At 63.8% G+C, this 20,786-nt stretch carries 8 protein-coding genes; all 8 read left to right on the top strand.

The genetic code is table 11. From position 1 onward, the window contains the following. The first annotated feature begins 127 nt into the window (after positions 1-127). A complete protein-coding gene (locus tag JN756_RS18650; protein WP_201021166.1) occupies positions 128-12,748 on the top strand; it encodes a filamentous hemagglutinin family protein in 12,621 nt (4,206 codons plus the stop codon). A gap of 436 nt (positions 12,749-13,184) precedes the next feature. Further along, complete coding sequence (locus JN756_RS18645; protein WP_017849144.1) at positions 13,185-13,778, top strand: transposase; 594 nt, start codon at positions 13,185-13,187, stop codon at positions 13,776-13,778. Between the two features lie 59 nt (positions 13,779-13,837). Beyond that, positions 13,838-15,424, top strand: a complete 1,587-nt coding sequence (locus JN756_RS18640) for a ShlB/FhaC/HecB family hemolysin secretion/activation protein (RefSeq protein WP_104902986.1) — start codon at positions 13,838-13,840, stop codon at positions 15,422-15,424. 24 nt (positions 15,425-15,448) lie between these two features. After that, positions 15,449-17,248, top strand: a complete 1,800-nt coding sequence (locus JN756_RS18635) for a DUF2341 domain-containing protein (RefSeq protein WP_057004371.1) — start codon at positions 15,449-15,451, stop codon at positions 17,246-17,248. An 11-nt stretch (positions 17,249-17,259) separates the two neighbouring features. Next, a complete protein-coding gene (locus tag JN756_RS18630; protein WP_017849147.1) occupies positions 17,260-17,685 on the top strand; it encodes an ExbD/TolR family protein in 426 nt (141 codons plus the stop codon). A 3-nt stretch (positions 17,686-17,688) separates the two neighbouring features. Next, positions 17,689-18,393: an energy transducer TonB family protein gene (locus JN756_RS18625; RefSeq protein WP_057004370.1), complete on the top strand. Its 705-nt coding sequence runs from the start codon at positions 17,689-17,691 to the stop codon at positions 18,391-18,393. A gap of 42 nt (positions 18,394-18,435) precedes the next feature. Beyond that, complete coding sequence (locus JN756_RS18620) at positions 18,436-20,136, top strand: putative porin (protein WP_057004369.1); 1,701 nt, start codon at positions 18,436-18,438, stop codon at positions 20,134-20,136. An 18-nt stretch (positions 20,137-20,154) separates the two neighbouring features. Beyond that, positions 20,155-20,781, top strand: a complete 627-nt coding sequence (locus tag JN756_RS18615; protein WP_017849150.1) for a hypothetical protein — start codon at positions 20,155-20,157, stop codon at positions 20,779-20,781. Positions 20,782-20,786: the final 5 nt, after the last annotated feature.

Here is a 20,786-nt window from a genome sequence, read left to right as displayed (position 1 = left end):
TGAACATTGTGTGACATCAGTTCGGTCGCACCCCTCGGCAACCGCCTTAAGCAATAACCACAACACGTGCCCGCGCAGTGTTCGCGCGCCCGTCGTTCGCCTGCCCCGTCAAAAGGACCTGTAAGTGATGCGTTCCCGTCTGAAGCTGCCTGCCAACCGCGCTGCCAACGTGCCTGCCACTGCCGGTCAACCGGTGTTGCGCCTTAAACCCCTGGCCCATGTGATCGCACTGCTGGTATTTACCGGCGGTGCCCACGCGGCGCAGCCCCAGGCGTTCAGTTCGGGTTGGTTTGCCGCCAAGGGCGTGACGCAGGCCGATGGCGGCGCACGCCCTGGCGCGACGTCACCGGGAACGCCGCCGCCGTTGGCCCAGCAACAGGCGCTTGGTCAGCAGTTGCAACGCTCCTTTCAGACCCTCAACACCAGCGTCGCCGCAATTGCCGCGCAACAGGCGGCGCAGGCCGCTGCCCGCAATAACGCCAGCGCGGGGCCGGAGACGATCCATAACGGTCTGGGCGGCAACGGCTTGAATGTGGTGATCGGCGCGGATGGCAAGCCGCTGTTCGTCAACGCCGAGGGGCCGGTGCAAACCGATGCCAACGGTAAGACGCTGGTCTCGATCAAGCAAACGGCCGATAAGGCGATCCTCAATTGGGACACCTTCAACATCGGTCGCAACACCACCGTGCAGTTCCAACAGAACAGCGATTGGGCCGCGCTCAACAAGGTCAACAACAGCACGGCGCCGAGCCAGATCCAAGGGGCTCTCAAGGCTGACGGCACGGTGCTGATCCTCAACAGCAACGGCGTCGTGTTCAGCGGCAGCAGCCAGGTCAACGTGCGCAACCTGGTGGCTGCCGCCACGGGCTTCAGCGATGAGCAATTCACCGCCAAGGGGCTGTACAGTTCAAGCAACAGCGCGCCCGGTTTCACCCAGGCCGCCGGCAAGGTGACGGTCGAGCGTGGTGCGCAGATCCAGACCCAGGTGCCCGCCACCTCCACTGCGGGCGGCGGTTATGTGCTGTTGCTCGGCAAAGAGGTGGAGAACGCCGGGACCATTTCCACCGCGCGAGGCCAGACCACCCTGGCGGCGGGCGACAGCTTTGTGATCAAGAAGGGCTACAGCACCGATGGCAATGTTGCGTCCACCACGCGGGGCAATGAAGTCAGCGTCACCGGCAACGGCAAGGTCAGCAACAGCGGGCTGATTCAGGCCTCTACCGGTGACATCACCCTGGCTGGCCAGCAGGTGTTGCAAAACGGTGTGTTACTCGCCAGTTCGTCGGTGGAAGCCCGGGGTACCCTGCATGTAAAGGGCACGGGCAACAACGCTAGCGTGACCCTGGGCGAGGGCAGCCTCAGCGCGATTTTGCTCGACAGCAGCAGCGCCCTCGACAGCCAGCGCGCCGGGCTGATGACGCCGTCGCTCGATCAGAACGGCAACATTGTGCCGGCCGATACCTACCGCCGTGACCAGTCCCTGGTGGAAATCACCAGCGACGGCACGGTGGATTTTCGCAGCGGTTCCGTGACCCTGGCCACTGGCGGCCAAGTCGGTATCAAGGCTGCGCAGCGCACCCTGGTGCGCGACGGCGCGGTGATCGACGTGTCCGGCGCCACCGGGGTCAAGGTGTCGATGGCGTCCAATAGCGTCAAGGTCAATATCCAAGGCAACGAGCAGCGCGATGCGGCGGTCAATCGCGACGACAAGTCCCTGAATAACAACGATGTGTGGGTGGATGTCCGCGACTTGATTTTTGTCGCGGCTGGCACCAATGGCTATGCCACCGACCGCTGGTACACCGCGGGTGGCCTGCTGGAAGTGGGCGGTTATTTGGGCACCCTTAACCACGGCATTGGCGAGTGGATGGCCCAGGGCGGTACGGTGACCTTCAGCGGTAAGGACGTGGTGACCCAACAGGGTTCGCAGATCAACCTGTCCGGCGGCACCCTCGATGTGCAGGCGGGCAAGGTCCAGCAAACCTGGCTCAAAGGGCCGGACGGGCGTTTGTATGAACTGTCCACCGCGCCGGGGGACTTGCTCTACAGCGGGATTTACAAAGGCTATGAAGACCACAGCCAGCGCTGGGGCGTGACCGAGTATTACTACAACCCGTTGATCGCCCCGCGTGAGCGTTCAGAAGGTGCCTACACCGTAGGGCGCGATGCCGGACGCCTGGTCGTCAGTACCGCCAGTGCGGTTCTGGAGGGCCAGGTTGTGGGTGACACCTATCAGGGCGAACGCCAGACCCAGGCCGCGCAAAAAGGCCTGGACGGTTATTTGCAATCGCAAAAAGCCGTGGCCCGCGGTGCCCAATTCGTGGTCGGTAGTTACGTGCCGTATTACGTCAAGGACAGCGCCACGTTGCAGTACGCCCTGGGGGCGGATGCCGGCACCGTGAAAAACGTCGTGCTCGGGCAGCGGGCGGCGGCTATCGCCGCAGGTCTGGACTTGACCACCGCACTGCCGGCTGATCGGGTGTCCACGCTCTATCTGGACACCGATGCCTTGAACGCGACGGAGCTGGGCGCGATCAAAATCGCCAGCACCGGTTCGATTCTGGTCAACAGTGCGCTGGAGGTGGCCGCAGCCGGCGACATCACCCTGTTTGCTCCGAAAATCGAGGTCAATGCCAACCTGACCGCGCATTCCGGCAGCCTGCAGTTGGGTAACGTACAAACGCAGATCACCCCCGCCGGCAAAGTCGATGTGACCCTCGGCGGGCGTGGCAGCCTGACGGTGAACAACGGCGTGTCCCTGGATGCCAGCGGCTTGTGGAGCAATCAGCGGCTGGGCACCGGCGATGGCAGCCGTTTGCCCTATCTCAACGGCGGCAGCGTGGCGTTGCGCAGTAGCGGTGATATGACCCTGACGGCAGGTAGCCAGGTCGACGTGTCATCCGGCGCAGCCCTGGATGCCAAGGGCCAGCTCACTGGCGGCAAGGGTGGTGACCTGACGCTCGCGGCCAACGCCAATAGTGGCGACAGCCGAGGCAGCCTGGCCCTCGACGGTGAGTTGCTCGGGTATGGGGTCAATGGCGGCGGGCGCCTGAGTGTGCAGGCCGGCCAGGTGCTGATCAGCGATTCGGCGGTTGCCCCAGGTACCGGGACGTTGCAGCTCGGCAGTGGGTTCTTCAATAAGGGCTTTGGCGCCTATGACATCACGGGCAATGAAGGTCTGGTGGTCGCCGATGGCACCCAGCTTGCCGTGACAACCCCGGTGTACCGCCTCAATGACAACGCACAAAGCGTGGCGAGCGGTGCAGCGCCACGCACTGCGCTGGAGATCTGGACTCCGCCGCAGTATCAGGAAAACCCCACCAAGGGCCTGTTGACCCCCCGCAAAGGCGCGAGTGTGAGCTTGCAAGCCGGTACGTTGTTGTCGACAGCGGCGCAGATGGCGTCGGCGCAACTGCGCATCGGCCAGGGCGCGCGGATTGAGGTTGATCCGGGTCAAGCGATCAGTCTACGCAGCATTGGCCAGTTGACCGTGGATGGCAGCCTGAATGCCTGGGGTGGCAGCATCACGCTGGGCGCTGTCAGCGTGCAACCCAACGTGGCCGATGGCGTTGAAAACCAGGGCCATGGCCGTTCGATCTGGATCGGTGAACACGCAGTACTGGACGTGGCCGGGCGGGCGTTCACCGCAGTGGACAGTCTCGGCCGGCGCTACGGTACGGTCGGCCAGGGCGGCACTATCGTGATTGGCGGGGTGATCGACCCGGCCACCGGGATCGCCTCCGCCGCCAACTTGTTTGTGGTGGTGCGCGAAGGCGCGCGCCTTGACGCTTCCGGCAGCCAGGCGGTGCTGGACCTGGACGGTGCCGGCCCGAGCGTGATCGCCAGCCGTGGCGGCAACATCTCCCTGGCATCCAACACCGGCGTGTACCTCGACGGTACGCTCAAGGCCGGCAGCGGTGGTGCCGGTGCGGCGGGTGGTTCCCTGAGCCTGGCCTTGGAAACGCCGCTGTACGCCGAATCGGCCGCCGCTCGCGTGCGGCAAGCCCGTGAATTGATTGTCAGTGCCGCCGATCCGGGCGTGCCGTTGCCCGCCGGCAGCACCCCCGAATCGGCCGCGGGCAGCCTGGTCTACGGTCATGGCCGGCTCACGGTCAGCCAGGTCGACGCCGGCGGCTTCGATAACCTGTCGCTGTTGAGCAATGGTCTGATCAGCTTCGACGGTGACGTGTCCCTGCGTCTGGGGCAGAGCCTGAGCCTGTATTCCGGGGCCATGGCGTTGACGGATGGCGCGCCCCGACAGTCCCAGGTGCTCCTGGCGGCGCCTTATGTACGCCTGGCCGGGGTTGGCAACAACAGCCAGGGCAGCGACGGCGCCGTTCGTCCGACGGTCCAGGGTGGCGTTTCCACGCAGGGTACAGCCGGGCTCTTGAGGGTTGAAGCGGCAAACGTGCTGGATGTGCGTGATAGCCTCAACTTCGGTGCCCATGCCGAGCGCTCCAAGGCGTTGGCTAACGGCATTGACCGACGCGCCTTCGATCAGGCCCAGTTGGTCAGCCTGGGGGATATGCGCTTTCTGGCCCGCAGCGCGAACAATACTAAAACCGCCTTGACCACCCAGGCCGACTTGAGCCTGACGGCGGCGCAGATTTACCCGGCTACGGGGGCCGTTGCCGAGGTCACGGCCGGCTACACGGGGCCTAACAGCGACTTTGACCCGACACGCACCTTGCGCATCGGCCGGGTCGGCAGTGAGGCCCCGGCGCAACCTTATTCAGTGTTTGGCAGCTTACTGCTGAGTGCCTCGACCATCGAACAAGGCGGCGTGTTACGGGCGCCCATGGGCGTGCTGACCCTGGGCATGGATGGCGGCATCGTCCGTTCCACCAAAGTGATCAACCTGTTGCCTGGCAGCCTGACCTCCGTCAGCGCCGGTGGCCTGGTGCTGCCGTATGGCGGGACAGTCGACGGCGTGACCTGGCAGTACAACGGCAAACAGGTGGAGTTGCTGGGCGTCGGCGGCACCTATAACACGGGCAGTCTGGCCGTTGGTATGCAATTGGTCGGGCGCTCGCTGAATGTGCAGCAGGGCGCGGTGCTGGACCTTGCCGGTGGCGGCGAGTTGCTCGGCGCGGCGTTTGTCTCCGGGCGCGGCGGCTCCACCGATGCGCGCTACAACCCGTTGGTGCAAATCGGTGCGGACGGGCGCTTTACCTTGCCGGGGCTGGCCACCAACCCGATCTATGCGATTGTTCCCGGCGCCCAGCCGGGAGTCGCGCCCAGCGGTGGCGAGCCGGGTGCGACCCAGCCGCTGGTGGGGCAACAAATCAGTATCGGTGCCGGGGTTCCAGGCTTGCCGGCGGGGACCTACACCTTGCTGCCGTCTAGTTACGCCTTGTTGCCGGGGGCGTTTCGGGTCGAGATCAACGGCTTGGCAACGGCGTTTGCCGCAGGTTCGATGCCGAACGCTTCGGCCATGAATAACGGTTCCTGGTCAACCGAGGGCTTCCTGTCGATTGCCCACACCGGCATTCGCGACAGCCTGTCGAGCCAGGTGATCGTCACGCCGGCGGCGGTATTGCGCCGGTATTCCCAGTACAACGAAACCCGTTACGCAGACTTCGTGCGCGCTGACGCTGCGCGCCTGGGCGTCCCGCGTGCGGCCCTTGAAGCCGACGCCAAAACCCTGAAGTTGCAACTGATCGCCGGTCAAAAAGACGTGGGGTTCACCTTTGATGGCGAGGGGCGTTTTAAACCCGCGGAGGGTGGATTCGGTGCCACTGTAACGGTGCAGGGCGACGCTATCGAGGTGATTTCTGACACTGCCCAAGCCAGTACCACGCCGTCGACAGTGGCGGTACGCGCCAGCGATTTGAATGCCTTGGGGGCCGCCCGTTTGGTGGTGGGCGGCTTGACGACGGTGATGTACGGCCAGGGTGGTAATTTTGTCGGGTTCGACACAGGATCCAGCGCGAACTCGGTGGTTGTGCGTCAAGGTGCGAGCTTGGCGGCGCCGGAAGTGTTCTTGATGACGGGTACGTCCTCGGGCGCCATTGAGATCGAACAAGGTGCGTCGATCAACACCCTGGGGCTCGGCAAGGCTGCCTATGACTCGGATGATGGTTTTATCTATCGACCAGGCGCTCATAGTGTCCTGGCAGTGTCCAATGGGCGCTTGCAGATGCTGGCCCCAACCGCTGGCGACAATAATAGAGGACCAGGCAGCATCCTGATCGGCCAGTGCAATCCAGGGGCTTGCAGCGGTGAAACGTCACTGTATTCCGAGGGCTCGATTGCCTTTGCCACCACCAACCGCTTTGCCTTGGGTGACGGTGTGCGCTACGGCACCCGTCATCTGGCGCTGGCGGTGGGTGGGATCAACGTCGGCAGCCCGGAGGCGTTGGCTGAGGCCGCCGCGCGCGGCGTGTTGCCGTCGGGCTTGACCCTCAATCAGCAAGTGATGGATCGCCTGTTGCGCGGCGATACCTCACGCGGCGCACCGGCCCTGAAAAGCCTGGCACTGACAGCTGGGCAATCCTTGAACTTCTATGGCAGCGCCACCCTGAGCACCCTCGACAGCTCGGGTAAGTCACTGCTGGATGAACTGTTACTGACGACTCCGGCGATCTATGGCTATGGCAACGCGGCGGATGTGGCGTTGATCCAGACCGGCACCTTGGTGTGGGGAGGCGATACCAGTGCGCCGCCGGCCGTGATCAACCAAGGTGCGGGCACCGGCAGCGGCACCCTGGAGCTGCAGGCTCGGCGCATCGAATTTGGCTATGGCCGCAATGCCCAGCCCGATGGCCTGACCGAGAATGGCCGCATGACCCTGGGCTTTGCCAATGTCCACCTCAACGCCGACGAACGCATTACGGCCAACCACAAAGGCAGCCTGGCGGTGCATCAGTCCCAGGGCGCTTATGAAGCGGGCAAGGGCTTTGCCTACAGTGGCGGCAACTTGACCATCACCGCGCCGCTGTTGACCGGTGAAGCCGGTTCGGTCAACCGGATCACCGCCGGTGGCGCAGTGACCGTAGTGGCCCCGGCCAACGGTGCGGCCCCGGCGGATGCGACGGCCATCGACGCGTTGGGCGCCGAGTTATTGCTGTCCGGGCGCAGCGTGGCGGTCGATACGGCGGTGGTGTTGCCAAGCGGCAAGCTGACCCTCAGCGCCGATGAAGCGCTGACCCTGGGCGCCTCTTCGCGTCTGGACCTCAGTGGTCGCACCGTGCGGAACAACGACGTGAGCAAATACAGCTGGGGCGGTGACGTCAGCCTGGAAAGCCGCCACGGCAACATTTATCAGGCCGCAGGTGCGCTCGTCGACCTGTCAGCCCGATACAACCAAGGTGGCCTGCTCAAAGCCGTGGCGGTGGACGCCGGAGCAGGGCAGGTCGACTTGCAAGGGCAGATCCGCGCCGGTAGCAGCGGCTATTACGATGCCGGTGGCACCCTGGTACCGTACCAGGCGGGCGGGGTGGACATTCGTGCGCAGCAGATGGGGGATTTCGCCGCGTTGAACCAACGCTTGAACCAGGGACAGGTGTGGGGTTCGCGCAGCTTCCAGCTCAAGCAGGGCAACCTGGTTATCGGCGATGAACTCAAGGCCAATCAGGTCAACGTCTCGGTGGATAACGGCAGTTTGACGGTGGTGGGCACTATCGACGCCAGTGGTGAGCGGGTCGGCAGTATCCGCCTGGCCGGCAAGCAGGGTCTGACCCTCGCCGGCAGTGCGGTGCTGGATGCCCACGGTACGGCGTTGCGGGTCGACAGCTACGGCAAAATCATCGATGCGCCGAACCGGGCGATGGTTGAACTCAACAGCGGTGACGGTCAATTGACCTTGGCCGATGGCGCGCGTATCGACGTGCGCCACGGCACGGCTGCGGTCCTGGGCCGTGGCCCGGGGCAATACGACGGCCTGGCCCGTGGCACCCTGGAACTGAATGCCCCCCGGCTGAATGCCAATGATGTGGCCATCGATGCGCGCGGGCGCGTCGATATCCTTGGCGCTCGCTCCATCGCGCTGAACGCCGTTGCCCGTTACACCGATGCGCCGCCCGGCGTTGAGCCGTCGGCCAGTGGCCGGCCGTATCAGGTGATCGATCAGGATTATCTGAATAAAAAACACGCGCTCAGTGAAACCTTTATCAACAATGCCTTGAACAACCTCGGGTTGACGCAAGGCAAGCTGGCGGGCTTGAACAACAGCCGCTACGCCGACGCCTTCCACCTGCGCCCAGGCGTGGAAATCGTCGCCGAAGGCGATCTGGTGGTCAGTGGCGACCTGGACCTGTCGGGCATGCGCTATGCCAGCCTCAACCGCAATACGCCGAAGACGTTGGTGTATGGTTCTGGCGAGGTCGGCAGCCTGGTGGTGCGTGCCGGTGGCAACCTGGACGTCTACGGCAGCATCAACGACGGTTTTGCCCCGCCGCCGCCCACCCCGGACGACAACGGCTGGGTGCTGACCCCCGGCCTGCAAGGGTTCGGCAGCGATGTGATCGTGCCCGGCCCTGGTGTGGTGCTGGCAGAGGGCAGTGCATTCCCCACTGGCAAGACCCTCAACTACTCGTTACCGATCCAGGCCACCACGCTGGCGCAAGGCACTGTGCTGCCGACGCAGGGCATCCTCGATGCGCCACTGACCCTGCCGGCCAATACCGTGTTGAGCGCGGCGGTGCGCGACAGCGCCGGCAACCTGCTGTATGCCGCCGGCACGTTGTTGCAACAACCTGTGGTGCTCGCTGCCGGTACACGACTGGACGCCGGCACCGTATTGGCGGGCGCTGCCGCCCTGCGCGCGATGACCTGGCCGGCCGGCGTGCCGTTACCCAGCCGAGGGGTGCTGATCGGCAGTGCGACCGACGGTGTTTTGCTGGCTGTGAACCTGGCTCTCAAGGTTGGCGCGCTGATTCCTTATGGCACGGACGTCAAACTGCCGAACGGCGCGATATCGGTGCCGTTGCATACCGTGACCGGCGCCACGGCACGCCAGAACTGGGCTGTGGCGCCGATGTTGGCCGAAGGCTCGCAGTCGTGGTCGTTGCGTCTGGTGTCCGGTGCTGATACCCAGGCGGCCGACACGCGTTCTATCCAGCCGGCCTTTGCCGGCGACCTGACCCTGGCGGACACGCACTACGGCATTTACGAGACTCACAGTAAAACCATCATCCCGGGGCAACCGGCCCGGCCAGGCGGCGCCTGGTACTGGAGTGACTTTGCCGCCGAGCTGTTCGGCGTCACGGCGGGTACTCCGGTGCCGGAGTCCGAGTGGGCTTCTTGCCCGGACTTGTGCGTGCGCGTCAACTACGTGTGGAGCGACTTAGCCGAGTTGTTTGGCTTTACTCCCGGGGCGCCGGTGTCACCCGAAAACGAAAGTATGTGCGACGCAGATCTGTGCGTTTCCTTGGGCGAACCCACTCCAGCAATCCCTGAACAGGTGATCGTCGGTCCGGTCAAACTGGTTTCACCCGTGAGTCAGCATTTCAGTGTGCTGCGCACCGGCACCGGTGATCTGGATCTGATCGCTGCGGGCAACGTCTCAATGCAATCGCCCTACGGCGTGTACACCGCAGGGGCGTCCAGCGCGTCTCGCGCAGGTGGTGCCGCCGCCGACTTCAACCAGGCTCGCGTCACCGCTGAGGATGGGACGGTGCTGGGCAGCGCGGCCAAGGCGTATGAAGCCTTGGTCGATGAAAGCAGCGCCAGCCCTTACGCCGCCTGGTACCCCGACGGCGGCGGCAACGTGTTGCTGCGCACCGGCGGTAGCCTGACGGGCGCTGTCTGGACGTCGATGCAAGATAGGCCAATGGACAATGACGGTCGCAGCCAACTCAACAGTGCGAACCTGGGCAACTGGTTGTGGCGCCAAGGCACAGGCAGCACGGCGGGTGTCACCCCGATACCGACCAGTTGGTGGATCAACTTTGGCACTTATATAAAGGGCAAAAGCGGCACTGCCAACCGGTATTTTGACGACGCTGCACAGATAGACCAGCTGCCACGCCTGGTGGGGTTCACCGGTGTCGGCACGCTGGGCGGCGGCAATCTGACCCTGGACCTGGGCAGCGACGGTGGCATGCAGACGCGCCGTGGCTCCGTGGATGGCTTGAGAGCACCGCGCAGTGAAGGCCTGGTGTTGGCAGTGGGGAGTACCGGGCGGGTGGTGGACGGTCAATTGCTGTTGACGGGGGGCGGCGACCTGGATGTACGCATGGGAGGCGATTTGAACCCTGGGCTGGACGCTCGTGCGACCCGCAGTAATACCGCCAGCTTGCAATCAGTCGACTATAAGGCACAAACACTCAGCCTCAATGGCGTGCTGACCAACCTGCGTGGCGCCTTGAACCTGCAGGCAGGCAGCCTGGGGGGCATTGCCTTGAACTACGGCAGTATGCGTAACGATCAGGATGTCAAGGAAAGCCGAGCCTACTCGCCGTACACCGCAAGCCTGGGCACGGCCACGGGCGGGATCACCTTGATGCTGGGCGACGCCACGGCCACGCTGTCGACGCGAGGTGACCTGGTGTTGGCGGGGACCGGCGACCCTGGACGCGTCTCTACCGAAAATACCCAAGCGTTCAGTTACAACGGTAGCGCTTATGGCAATGGCACCACATGGTTCTCATTATGGACCGAGCGTACCGCCATCGACTTGTTCTCCGCAGGTGGCAGTTTGACGCCTAGCGTGCAGAGCATGTCGCTGAGCGCCAATGGCCAGCTGAATCCTCTGCCCGAGCAAAACTACTCCAGTTCGGACGGGCGTTTCATCTTCCCCTCCAAGCTCGGCGTGGTAGCAGCCAATGGCAGTATTTATCTCGGCGCATCCGCGCTGGGTGCTGGCCCGCTGCCTAACAATCCTGCTTATTCGCTGTTATTGGCGCCGTCGAGCAAAGGACGATTGGCCATGTTGGCCGGGGACTCAATTTATGCCAGCGGTTATGCGGTCAACCAGTCGGGTGACAGCCAGGGTGCTATACCGACGCCGTTCGCGCCAGCCTTTGTCGGCAGGAACGGGTTTAGCCTGGTCGTCAACAACCTGGGCAGTGACGCGATACAGGACGACCTTTCCTTGTTCGCCTTTCGCAGCGCGACTGATCTTGCGCGTCCGGCTTCCCAGGCAGAACCGGCCAGGTTTTATGCCCAGCAGGGCGACATCGTAGGGTTGCGCAGCGGTGAGATCCTGACATTCGGCAGCCCGCGTCAAGGCCAGGTCCGCTATGAGTCCGCAGGCCCGGTCTGGATGCAGGCGGGGCGCGACATTGTCAGTTCAGGTACCGATATGGGCTCGTCGACGGTGCTTCCTAAACTGTTGGGTTACAACGGCGATTACTTGGGTGAAAGCCGCGGCAACCTGTTCGTTCACAGCCGCCCTGAGGACGTGTCAGTGGTTTCCGCCGGGCGCGACATTCTCTACAGCAGCTTCAACGTCGCCGGCCCCGGCACCCTGGAAGTCAGTGCCGGGCGCAACCTGTTGATGGCCGACAAAGCATCCATCACCAGCCTGGGACCGGTGGCGGCGGGCGACTCCCGTCCGGGGGCATCCATCGTGCTGGAAGCCGGGGTCGGGCTCAACGGCCTGGATTACCTGAAGTTCGTCACGCCCTACCTGGACCGCGCCAATCAGGCGGTCGAGGGTGTCGCGCTGGCCGCGCAAGCCGGCAAGGTGGCGAAAACCTACGAGGCCGAACTGTTGCAATGGCTCAACGAGCGCTACGCCTTCAGCGGCGATGCCGAGCAGGCGCGGGCGTACTTTGCAGGCTTGGGCCCCGAGCAGCAACGCATCTTCGCCCGTTCGGTGTACTTCGCCGAAGTGCGCGAAGGTGGTCGCGAATACAACCTGGCCGCTGGCCCGCGTTCCGGTAGCTTTGTCCGCAGCCGCGCGGCCATCAACGCACTGTTGCCGAGCAAGGACGTGGCGGGTAACCCGATCGTGTACAACGGCGACATCACCCTGTACGGCGGTGCCGGGGTGCATACCCTGTTTGGCGGCAATATCCAGATGCTCAGCCCGGGCGGGCAGCAGGTGTTCGGGATTGAAGGCAACGTGCCGCCGGCCAGTGCTGGGGTCCTCACGCAGGGTGCCGGGGATATTCAATTGTATTCCCGGGGCAGCATCCTGCTTGGCCAGAGCCGGATCATGACCACCTTTGGCGGGGCGATTCTCGCCTGGTCCAACGAAGGCGACATCAACGCCGGCCGTGGCTCGAAAACCACCGTGCTGTACACACCGCCCAAGCGGCTCTATGACACCTGGGGCAACGTGACCTTGTCACCCAGTGTGCCAAGCGCCGGTGCCGGTATTGCCACCCTGGCACCGATTGCCGAAGTGCCGGCCGGTGACATCGACCTGCTGGCTCCGGCCGGCACCATCGACGCGGGCGAGGCGGGCATTCGGGTCTCGGGCAACGTCAACATCGCCGCCTTGCATGTGGTCAACGCGGCGAACATCCAGACCCAGGGGAAGTCGTCCGGGGTGCCGGTGACGGCCACCGTCAACACCGGCGCCATGACCTCGGCCAGCGCCGCGGGGGCGGCGGCGTCCCAGGCGGCGGAAGACGCGGCGCGCAGCCAGCAGGCGGCGGCCAAGCAGGGCAGGGCGTCGATCGTGACGGTGGAAGTGTTGAGCTTTGGCTCCGAGCCGGTGCAGCGCGAGCCGCAGGAACAGCCGAAGACCTCGGAGTACAACCCCAACAGCCCGGTGCAGGTGCTGGGCGCGGGGCCGTTGAGCGAACAGGCGCGTGCGCGGTTGACGGATGAGGAGCGCAAGCAGATCACGTTGTAGGTGGAAGGACCTCTCGATGTACGTTTGGGGCAATCAGTGATTGCCCCGTTTTTTTTGCTGTTGGCGCGGCGGCCTAATAGCAGGCTGGTGTTTCATGGCTAACTCGGCTGGAAGGGTGGGAGGGGGCTTGCCCCCGATGGCGGTGGATCAGTCATGCATGTAGTGACTGACACACTGCCATCGGGGACAAGCCCCCTCCCACATTTTGATCTCCATAGATCAGATATCTCCATGGATCAGAACCCAAAGAACCGGACATGTAGCCGATCACCCCCTCCCCAAAAAATGCCCCCCACTCAATCCAAAATGAAGCTTTCGTGACAAAAGTTCGGTAGTGCCCGGCCACGCCCGTCTTGCCTATGTAACGCGCTGGAGGCGGCCACAAGTCGTCTCCCCAGCCGTCAGCAGGACGCCAGGAGTGGGGCACATGGGAACTATGGAACGTTACTCGAAAGTCGGCATGCAGGAGCTCGATCAGCGCCTGTCGAAGATCGTCGAAGCCGCGCGCAAGAAGCCGGTTTCGGTGTACCGCTACGGCGCGCCCTGGGTGTGGATCGTTTCGCAGGACGATTGGCAGGGCGCTTTGAAGGAAGTCTCCAGCTACATCCCCGCCGGCCATTCGCTGGTGTTGTTGCGCCCGCAGATCGATGCGGTGTTCGACCGCCACCACGACCTGCTGCAGCCCGCACCCGGGATGCAGATCGCGCCGCGCACCGTGTTGCAGATCCTGCTGCTGCAATTGCTGTACTCCGTGCCCAGCGAACAGCAATTGCACGAACAGCTCAATTACAACCTGCTGTTCCGCTGGTTCGTCGGCCTCGACCTGCACCAGAAGGTGTGGGGCATCCAGGTGCTGCAGCGCGATATCGCCACCCTGTTGAGCAACCCGCGGGCGGTGCAATTGATCCAGACCGTCATCGGTGAAGTGTTTTGTGGCGCCTTGCTGCACATGCCGGAGTTCTCGTTGAACTTCGCCTTGTTGCACACCTGGCTGGCACGGCACAGCCAACTTTCGACAACCCGCAATTGAGCAGGCCAAACGCCGTGCAATCGGCGAGGGCGCAACATTTTAGATATTTAGGGGGCTGTGTGGAGCATCTGTTCAAGTCAACGCTGGCGCTGTGTTGCCTGGCGCTGGGCACCTTGGTGCAGCCGGCGCTGGCCGAAGAGGGCGATGCCCCGGCGCGCCGGGTGGACGTCAACGAGTACTTCGTGCGCGGCAATACCGTGCTCGATGCGGCAACGATCGAAGAGGCGGTGTACCCGTTTCTCGGCCCGCAAAAGACCCTGAACGATATCGAAGGCGCCCGCGACGCGCTGCAGAAGATCTACCAGGCGCGTGGCTACCAGTCGGTGTTTGTGGAGCTGCCGGAGCAGAAGGTCGATGACGGCATCGTCTACCTGCAAGTCAGCGAAACCAAGGTCGGCCGCGTGCGGGTGGTGGGGGCCAAGCATTACTCGCCGGTGGAAATCCGCGAGGAAGTACCGGCGCTCAAGGAAGGTGCCGTGCCGGATTTCGCCAGCGTGCAAACCCAGCTGGCCGGGCTCAACCGCAGTGCCGGGCGCCAGGTCACGCCGCTGGTCCGCGAGGGCCAGCGCCCCGGCACGATGGACGTCGACTTGCAGGTGGAGGACCAGAACCCATGGCACGCCAGTATCGGCCTGAACAACGACTACAGCGCCGACACCGAGAAGCTGCGCTCGGTCGCGACCCTGGGCTACGACAACCTCTGGCAACTGGGCCACAGCATCTCGCTGACGTATTTCACCGCGCCCCAGGACAGCTCGAATGCCAAGGTCTGGTCGGGTTCCTACAGCGCGCCGTTGGATGAGCGCTGGACCTTGCAGTTTTCCGGTTATCAGTCCGACAGCAACATCGCCACTATCGGCGGCAGCAACGTGTTGGGCAAGGGCCATTCCTACGGGGTGTCGGCGATCTACAACCTGCCGCTGGACGGGAACTGGGCCAACTCGTTCTCCTTCGGCATCGACTTCAAGGACTTCGACGAACAGCTGAAATTCGGCGCCAGCAGCGACCAGGTGCCGCTCAAGTATGCCCCGTTCACCTTTGGCTACAACGGCTACCGCTACAGCGAAAAATCCCAGCTGGGCCTGGGCTTGAACCTGGTCGTCGGCACCCGCGCATTCTTTGGCTATGGCAGCGACGCCGAAGAATTCCGTGCCAAGCGCTGGGACTCCAGCCCGAGTTTCGCCGTGCTCAAGGGCGATGCCAATTACACCTACACCTTCGCCAACGACTGGCAGTCGGCGTCCAAGGCCGGCTTCCAGTTGGCCTCGGGACCGCTGGTGTCCAACGAGCAGTATTCCGCTGGCGGCGCCACCTCGGTGCGCGGTTACCTGGCGGCGGAGCGCACGGGGGATGAGGGGTTGCTGCTCTCCCAGGAGCTGCGCACACCGTCTTTGGCCAAGTTCCTCGGCAGTTATGTGCAGGAGTGGCGCTTCTACGCGTTCGCCGAAGGCGCGCGCCTGCGTCTGCACGACCCGCTGCCCGAGCAGGAAGACGAATACAGCCTGGCCAGTGTCGGCCTTGGCACCCGCGCCAGTTTGAGCAAATGGTTGTCCGGCAGCCTGGATTGGGGCTACCCGCTGCTCGACGGACCAAACACCCAGAAACAGGACTCGCGACTGCACTTCAGTGTGCAGGCGACCTTCTGACCCTTTTTCCCGGAGATTCTTCCCATGCAACGCCTATTCCTGAGCCTGTTGATCTGCCTGGGCTTCGCGCTCCCGGCCACCGCCCATGCCTGGTGGCAGGACGATTGGCACTACCGCAAACAGATCAGCGTGGACACCACCGCCCAAGGCGCCGCGATCAACCAGGCCCTGGGCCGCACCGCGCTGCTGGTGCGCCTGCACACCGGCAACTTCACCTTTGACGGGGTCAAGGACGACGGCAGCGACCTGCGCTTTGTCGGTGCCGATGACAAGACCGTGTTCAACCACCAGATCGAAAGCTTCGACCCGCTGATGGGCATGGCGCTGATCTGGGTCGATGTGCCCAAGGTCGAAGGCGCTCAGCGCCAGGACCTGTGGATGTACTACGGCAACCAGAAGGCCCCGGCCACCGCCAACGGCCAGCTGACCTTCGACCCGAATTACACCGCGCTGTATCACTTTGACGGGGCCAGCGGCACACCGCCACGGGACACCACCGCCTACGCCAACACCGCGCTGAATGCCACCGGCAGCAGCATCGACGGTGTGGTCGGGCGGGCCTTGCAGTTCAGTGGCCAGCCCTTGCTGTTGCCGGCCAGCCCGTCGCTGCAACATGCCGCCGGTGGTGCCTTCACGTTCAGCGCCTGGCTGCGCCTGGACCAGGCCAGCGGCGAACAGATCGTCCTCGCCCGGCGTGAGGCTCCGCATAGCCTGTTGCTCGGGTTGAACCAAGGCATGCCGTTCGTGGAAATCGACGGCCAGCGCGCCGTCTCGACCCAGCCGCTGAACCCCGGTCAATGGCAGCACCTGGCGTTCACCGCCGAGGGTGAAAAAGTCACGCTGTATGTCAACGGCCGCGAAACCGCGAGCCTGGCGGTGGCGATGCCGGCGTTCAATACACAACTGGCGATCGGCGCCGATCTGCCGGAAGCAGCCGGCCCGCACTTGCCGTTTGCCGGGGCGATGGATGAGCTGCGCCTGTCCAAGGTGGCCCGCCCGGCGACCGTGTTGCTGGCCGATGCGAGTGCCCAGGGCGCCGAGTCGAAACTGGTCGCTTACGGCGTGGATGAAGAACAGTCGGGCTACGGTTTCGGCAGCCTGGGCTTTCTGCTCAACGCGGTGCCGATGGATGCCTGGGTGATCATCCTGGTGCTGGTGGCGATGATGTTCCAGTCGTGGGTCATCATGATTCGCAAGAACCGTATGGTCAGCCGTGTGAGCAGTGCCAACGAGGCGTTTCGCGAGCAGTTCGCGCAGATCGGCACCCGCCTGGAAATGTTCTACGACGACAACGTACTCGCCGAACGCCTGACCCACTCTTCGCTGTGGCGCCTGTACTGCGTGGCGGTCAAGGAGATCCGCACCCGCCGCGCCCAGGGCGCCGACACCTCGTCGGTGTCGGCGGCCACCATCGAAGCCATCCGTTGCTCCATGGACGGCGTGCGTACCCGCGAAAACCAGGCGCTCAGTTCCAAACTGTCGACGCTGTCCAACGCCATCGCCGGCGGCCCGTACATCGGCCTGCTGGGTACGGTGCTGGGCATCATGGTGGTGTTCCTCGGCACGGCCATGGCCGGCGACGTGAACATCAATGCGATCGCCCCGGGCATGGCGGCGGCCTTGCTGGCTACGGCCATGGGCCTGTTCGTCGCGATCCCCGCGCTGTTCGGCTACAACCGCCTGATCACGCGCAACAAGGAAGTCAGCGCCGACATGCGCGTGTTCGTCGACGAGTTCATCACACGCCTGGCGGAGATGCACGGCGAGAGCCAGTTCAGTGAAACGGCGCACCGCGTGCCGCACCACGCGCCGGTTTCGGCCTGAGGAGAATCGCCATGGCTTCCGTAAATGCCTCCCACGACGATGACGACGATGCCGCCGTCGACAGCATCAACATCACGCCCCTGGTGGACGTGCTGATGGTGGTGCTGGTGATGTTCATCCTCACCGCCACCGCCCAGGTCTCGGGCATCCAGATTCACCTGCCCAAGGCCAGCGCCTCGGTGTCGCTGTCGGAGGCCAAGACCAAGGCCATCTCCGTCAACGACGGCGGCCAGGTGTTTCTCGATGCCTACCCGGTCACCCTCGGCGAGCTGGAGGAGCGCCTGCGCATCGAGAAAGCGCTGAACCCGGATTTCCCGGTGATCGTGCGCGGCGACGCCACGGTGCAGTACCAGAAGGTGATCGAGGTGCTCGACCTGCTGCGGCGGTTGGAGCTGTCCCAGGTCGGGCTGGTCACCGGCAAACCGAGCCAGGGCTGAGTCATGACCGCACAGATCCCGATGCCGCCGTTGCCCGTGAAAAACAAGCCGCCGCTGCGCCCGCTGAAGTGGGGCGCCGGCCTGCTGCTGGGCGCCGTGGCTGCCTGGTTTCTCTGGCAATGGGCCAATGACATGAGTGGGGTACGCCGCGAAGCACCCAAGGTGCCGACCATTATCCCGTTGCCGCCACCGCCGCCACCGCCGCCGGAAAAACCCAAGGAACCCGAGCCCCAGGTGGAAGAAAAAGTACCCGAACCGGTGCCCACGCCGGAGCCCGAAGAGGTGAAGCCGGCGGAAGAAGCACCGCCTTCGCCGGCCGACGACTTGGCCAACCCGATGCAGATCGATGGCGATGCGCAGTCCGGTAACGACGGCTTCAACATCGGCGCGGGCAAGGGCGGCGGCATGGCCGGTTCCGGCGGTGGTGGCCTGGGTACCGGCACGTACAAGCAATACCTGGCGGGGGTGTTTCAACGCCTGCTGAGGGAAGACCCGGAGTTACGCAAAAAGGCCTACGCGGTACAGGCGGATGTGTGGTTGAGCGCCGAGGGCCAGGTCACGCGTGTGGAGCTGGCCAAGTCCAGCGGCGACCGCGAGACCGATGCCCAGGTGCTGGCGGCGTTGCGTGTACCGCATGCCGCGCAACGCGTTCCAGCCTCGGTGAGCATGCCGGTGCGCCTGTCCCTCAAGGGTCGGCGTCCGGATTGATCGAACCCATTTTTTGCAGTTTTTTACAGGAGTTGCTTACGAATGATTTCCCCCGTGAATCGCCTGACCCTGGCGGTCGGCATGGTCATCGCGACCCTGGTCGGTCAGGCGACGGCCGCCCCGGTCGCCCCTTCGGAAAACGTCACGATCAACCTGATCCGCCTGCTGGTACAGCAAGGCGTGCTCACCCAGGACACCGCCAATGGGCTGATCGCCCAGGCAGAAAAAGAGGCCCAGCAGGCACGCCAGGCCAATGCCGCGCCGGTGGTCGCCAGCGGCCCGACGGCGGCACCTGGCGATGTGCGCGTGCAGTATGTGCCGCAAGCGGTGCGCGACCAGATCCGCGATCAGGTCAAGGCCGAAGTCATGGCCACCGCCAAGCAGGAAAACTGGGCCCAGCCCAATACCTTCCCGGATTGGGTCTCGCGCATCAGCTTTGATGGCGATATCCGCCTGCGTGACGAGTCGCGCTATTTCTCGGGTAACAACAGCAATGAAATCCTCGATTACGCCAAGCTCAATGAGAACGGGCCTTACGACGTCAACCGCAACTCCAACACCAAGTTGCCGCCGCTGCTCAACACCCGTGAAGACCGCGAAAGCCTGTTCCGCCTGCGTGCGCGCCTGGGCATGAAAGCGGTGATTTCGCCGGAATGGACCGCCGGCATTCGCCTGGGCACCGGCTCTGACAATAACCCGGTGTCCACTACCCAGACCCTGGGCGGTGGCTTCGGCAAGAAGGACATCTGGCTCGACCAGGGTTACCTGAGGTGGAAAACCACCGACTACATGACCTTGACCGGCGGGCGAATCGCCAATCCGTTCTACGCCACCGACATGATGTATTCCAACGAGCTCAATTTCGACGGCGTGGCTGCGATCTTCAACCACAAGCTCAACAACGAGTGGGGTCTGTTCGGCACCCTCGGTGCATTCCCGGTCGAATACACCGCGGATGCCGCCAGCAGCAACGGCAAGGACAAGGAAGACAGTCAGACCAAATGGCTGTTCGGCGGGCAAATCGGCGCCGATTGGAAGATCAACCGCGGCAACAGCCTTAAGCTCGCCGCGGCCTACTACCAGTTCCAGGACATCCAGGGTGAGCGCTCCAGCCCTTGTTCGCCGTGGGCCGGCGCCCCCGGTTGCGACACCGACGGCACGCGTGTGGCCTTTATGCAAAAAGGCAACAGTGTGTTCCTGCTGCGTAACAACACCACCAACCCGGCTGACCCTGTCAGAACGCCAGACCCGCAGTACGTAGGCCTGGCGTCCAAGTTCGACGTGCTGGACCTCAACCTGGTCTGGGACAGCGAACTGCCCAGCGACTTCAAGTTGCGCACCCAAGGCAACTACATCCGCAACCTGGCCTACGACAAAGGCGAAATGCTCAAGCGCAGCGAAGGCCAGATCGTCAACAACATCAATAGCAAGGGCCAGTTTGAAAGTGGCGGCAACGCCATGATGGTGCAGTTCACCCTCGGCAGTGCGCTGGAGATGCGCAAACGTGGCGATTGGAACGTGCTGGCCGGCTACAAGTACATCCAGCCTGACGCCTTGCCCGACGGTTTCAACGACTCCTCGTATCACCTCGGCGGCACCAACGCCAAGGGCTACTTCATTGGCGGCAACTACGGCATCGACAAGAACATCTACGCCAGTGCGCGTTGGTTGAGTGCGTCGGAAGTGTATGGCGCGCCGTTCGAAGTCGATGTGATGCAACTGGAACTCAACACGCGCTTCTGATGCGCAGGGAGATGCCCCATGAACACGCGAATATGCGCGCTGCTGTTGCTGCTGGTTACCACCGGTGCTTCGGCCGAAGGCATGGAAGAGCGCCTGCGCACGCAACTGCGCAGCACCACCCAGCAGTTGCAGGCGCTGCAAAGCGAGCAGGCCCAGGCCAGTGCCGCGCGCCTGGCGGCGGAAAACCAGGCCAAGCAGGCCCAGGCGCAAATCAAGCAATTGACCGCCGAGCTGGAAAAGGCCCGTGGCGTGGCCGAGCAACTCGCCGGCCAGCAACAGAACCTGCACAGCCAGGCGCAAGCCCAGGCGGCGGCGAGCAACGAGCAGATCGGCAAGTTCAAGAAGGCTTATGACGAACTGCTGGTGTTGGCCAAGGGCAAAGAAACCGAGCGCGCACGCCTGCAGGCGCAACTGAGCGAACGTGACACACAAGTGCAGCAATGTTCAGCCAAGAATCAGCAGATGTACGGCGTGGCTCAGCAGTTGCTTGCGGCCTACGAAAAAATCGACGTGGCCGAGGTGATGAGTATTCGCCAACCCTTCGCCAGCGGTGCGCGGGTCAAGTTCGAGGAACTGGCCCAGGGTTTTGGTGACGATCTGTACAAGACCCGCTTCGATGCGCCCCAGGCGGGCGTCAATCATTGATCCAC

It is taken from the genome of Pseudomonas sp. Y39-6, from assembly GCF_023651955.1.
Classification (GTDB): domain Bacteria; phylum Pseudomonadota; class Gammaproteobacteria; order Pseudomonadales; family Pseudomonadaceae; genus Aquipseudomonas; species Aquipseudomonas veronii.
This window is presented reverse-complemented; position numbering and strand designations above follow the sequence as displayed.

What these genes read in the sequence shown, in the direction of transcription:
- JN756_RS18650 (WP_201021166.1), top strand. Translation starts at nt 128, where the DNA reads ATGCGTTCCCGTCTGAAGCTGCCTGCCAACCGCGCTGCCAACGTGCCT.
- JN756_RS18645 (WP_017849144.1), top strand. Translation starts at nt 13,185, where the DNA reads ATGGAACGTTACTCGAAAGTCGGCATGCAGGAGCTCGATCAGCGCCTG.
- JN756_RS18635 (WP_057004371.1), top strand. Translation starts at nt 15,449, where the DNA reads ATGCAACGCCTATTCCTGAGCCTGTTGATCTGCCTGGGCTTCGCGCTC.
- JN756_RS18630 (WP_017849147.1), top strand. Translation starts at nt 17,260, where the DNA reads ATGGCTTCCGTAAATGCCTCCCACGACGATGACGACGATGCCGCCGTC.
- JN756_RS18625 (WP_057004370.1), top strand. Translation starts at nt 17,689, where the DNA reads ATGACCGCACAGATCCCGATGCCGCCGTTGCCCGTGAAAAACAAGCCG.
- JN756_RS18620 (WP_057004369.1), top strand. Translation starts at nt 18,436, where the DNA reads ATGATTTCCCCCGTGAATCGCCTGACCCTGGCGGTCGGCATGGTCATC.
- JN756_RS18615 (WP_017849150.1), top strand. Translation starts at nt 20,155, where the DNA reads ATGAACACGCGAATATGCGCGCTGCTGTTGCTGCTGGTTACCACCGGT.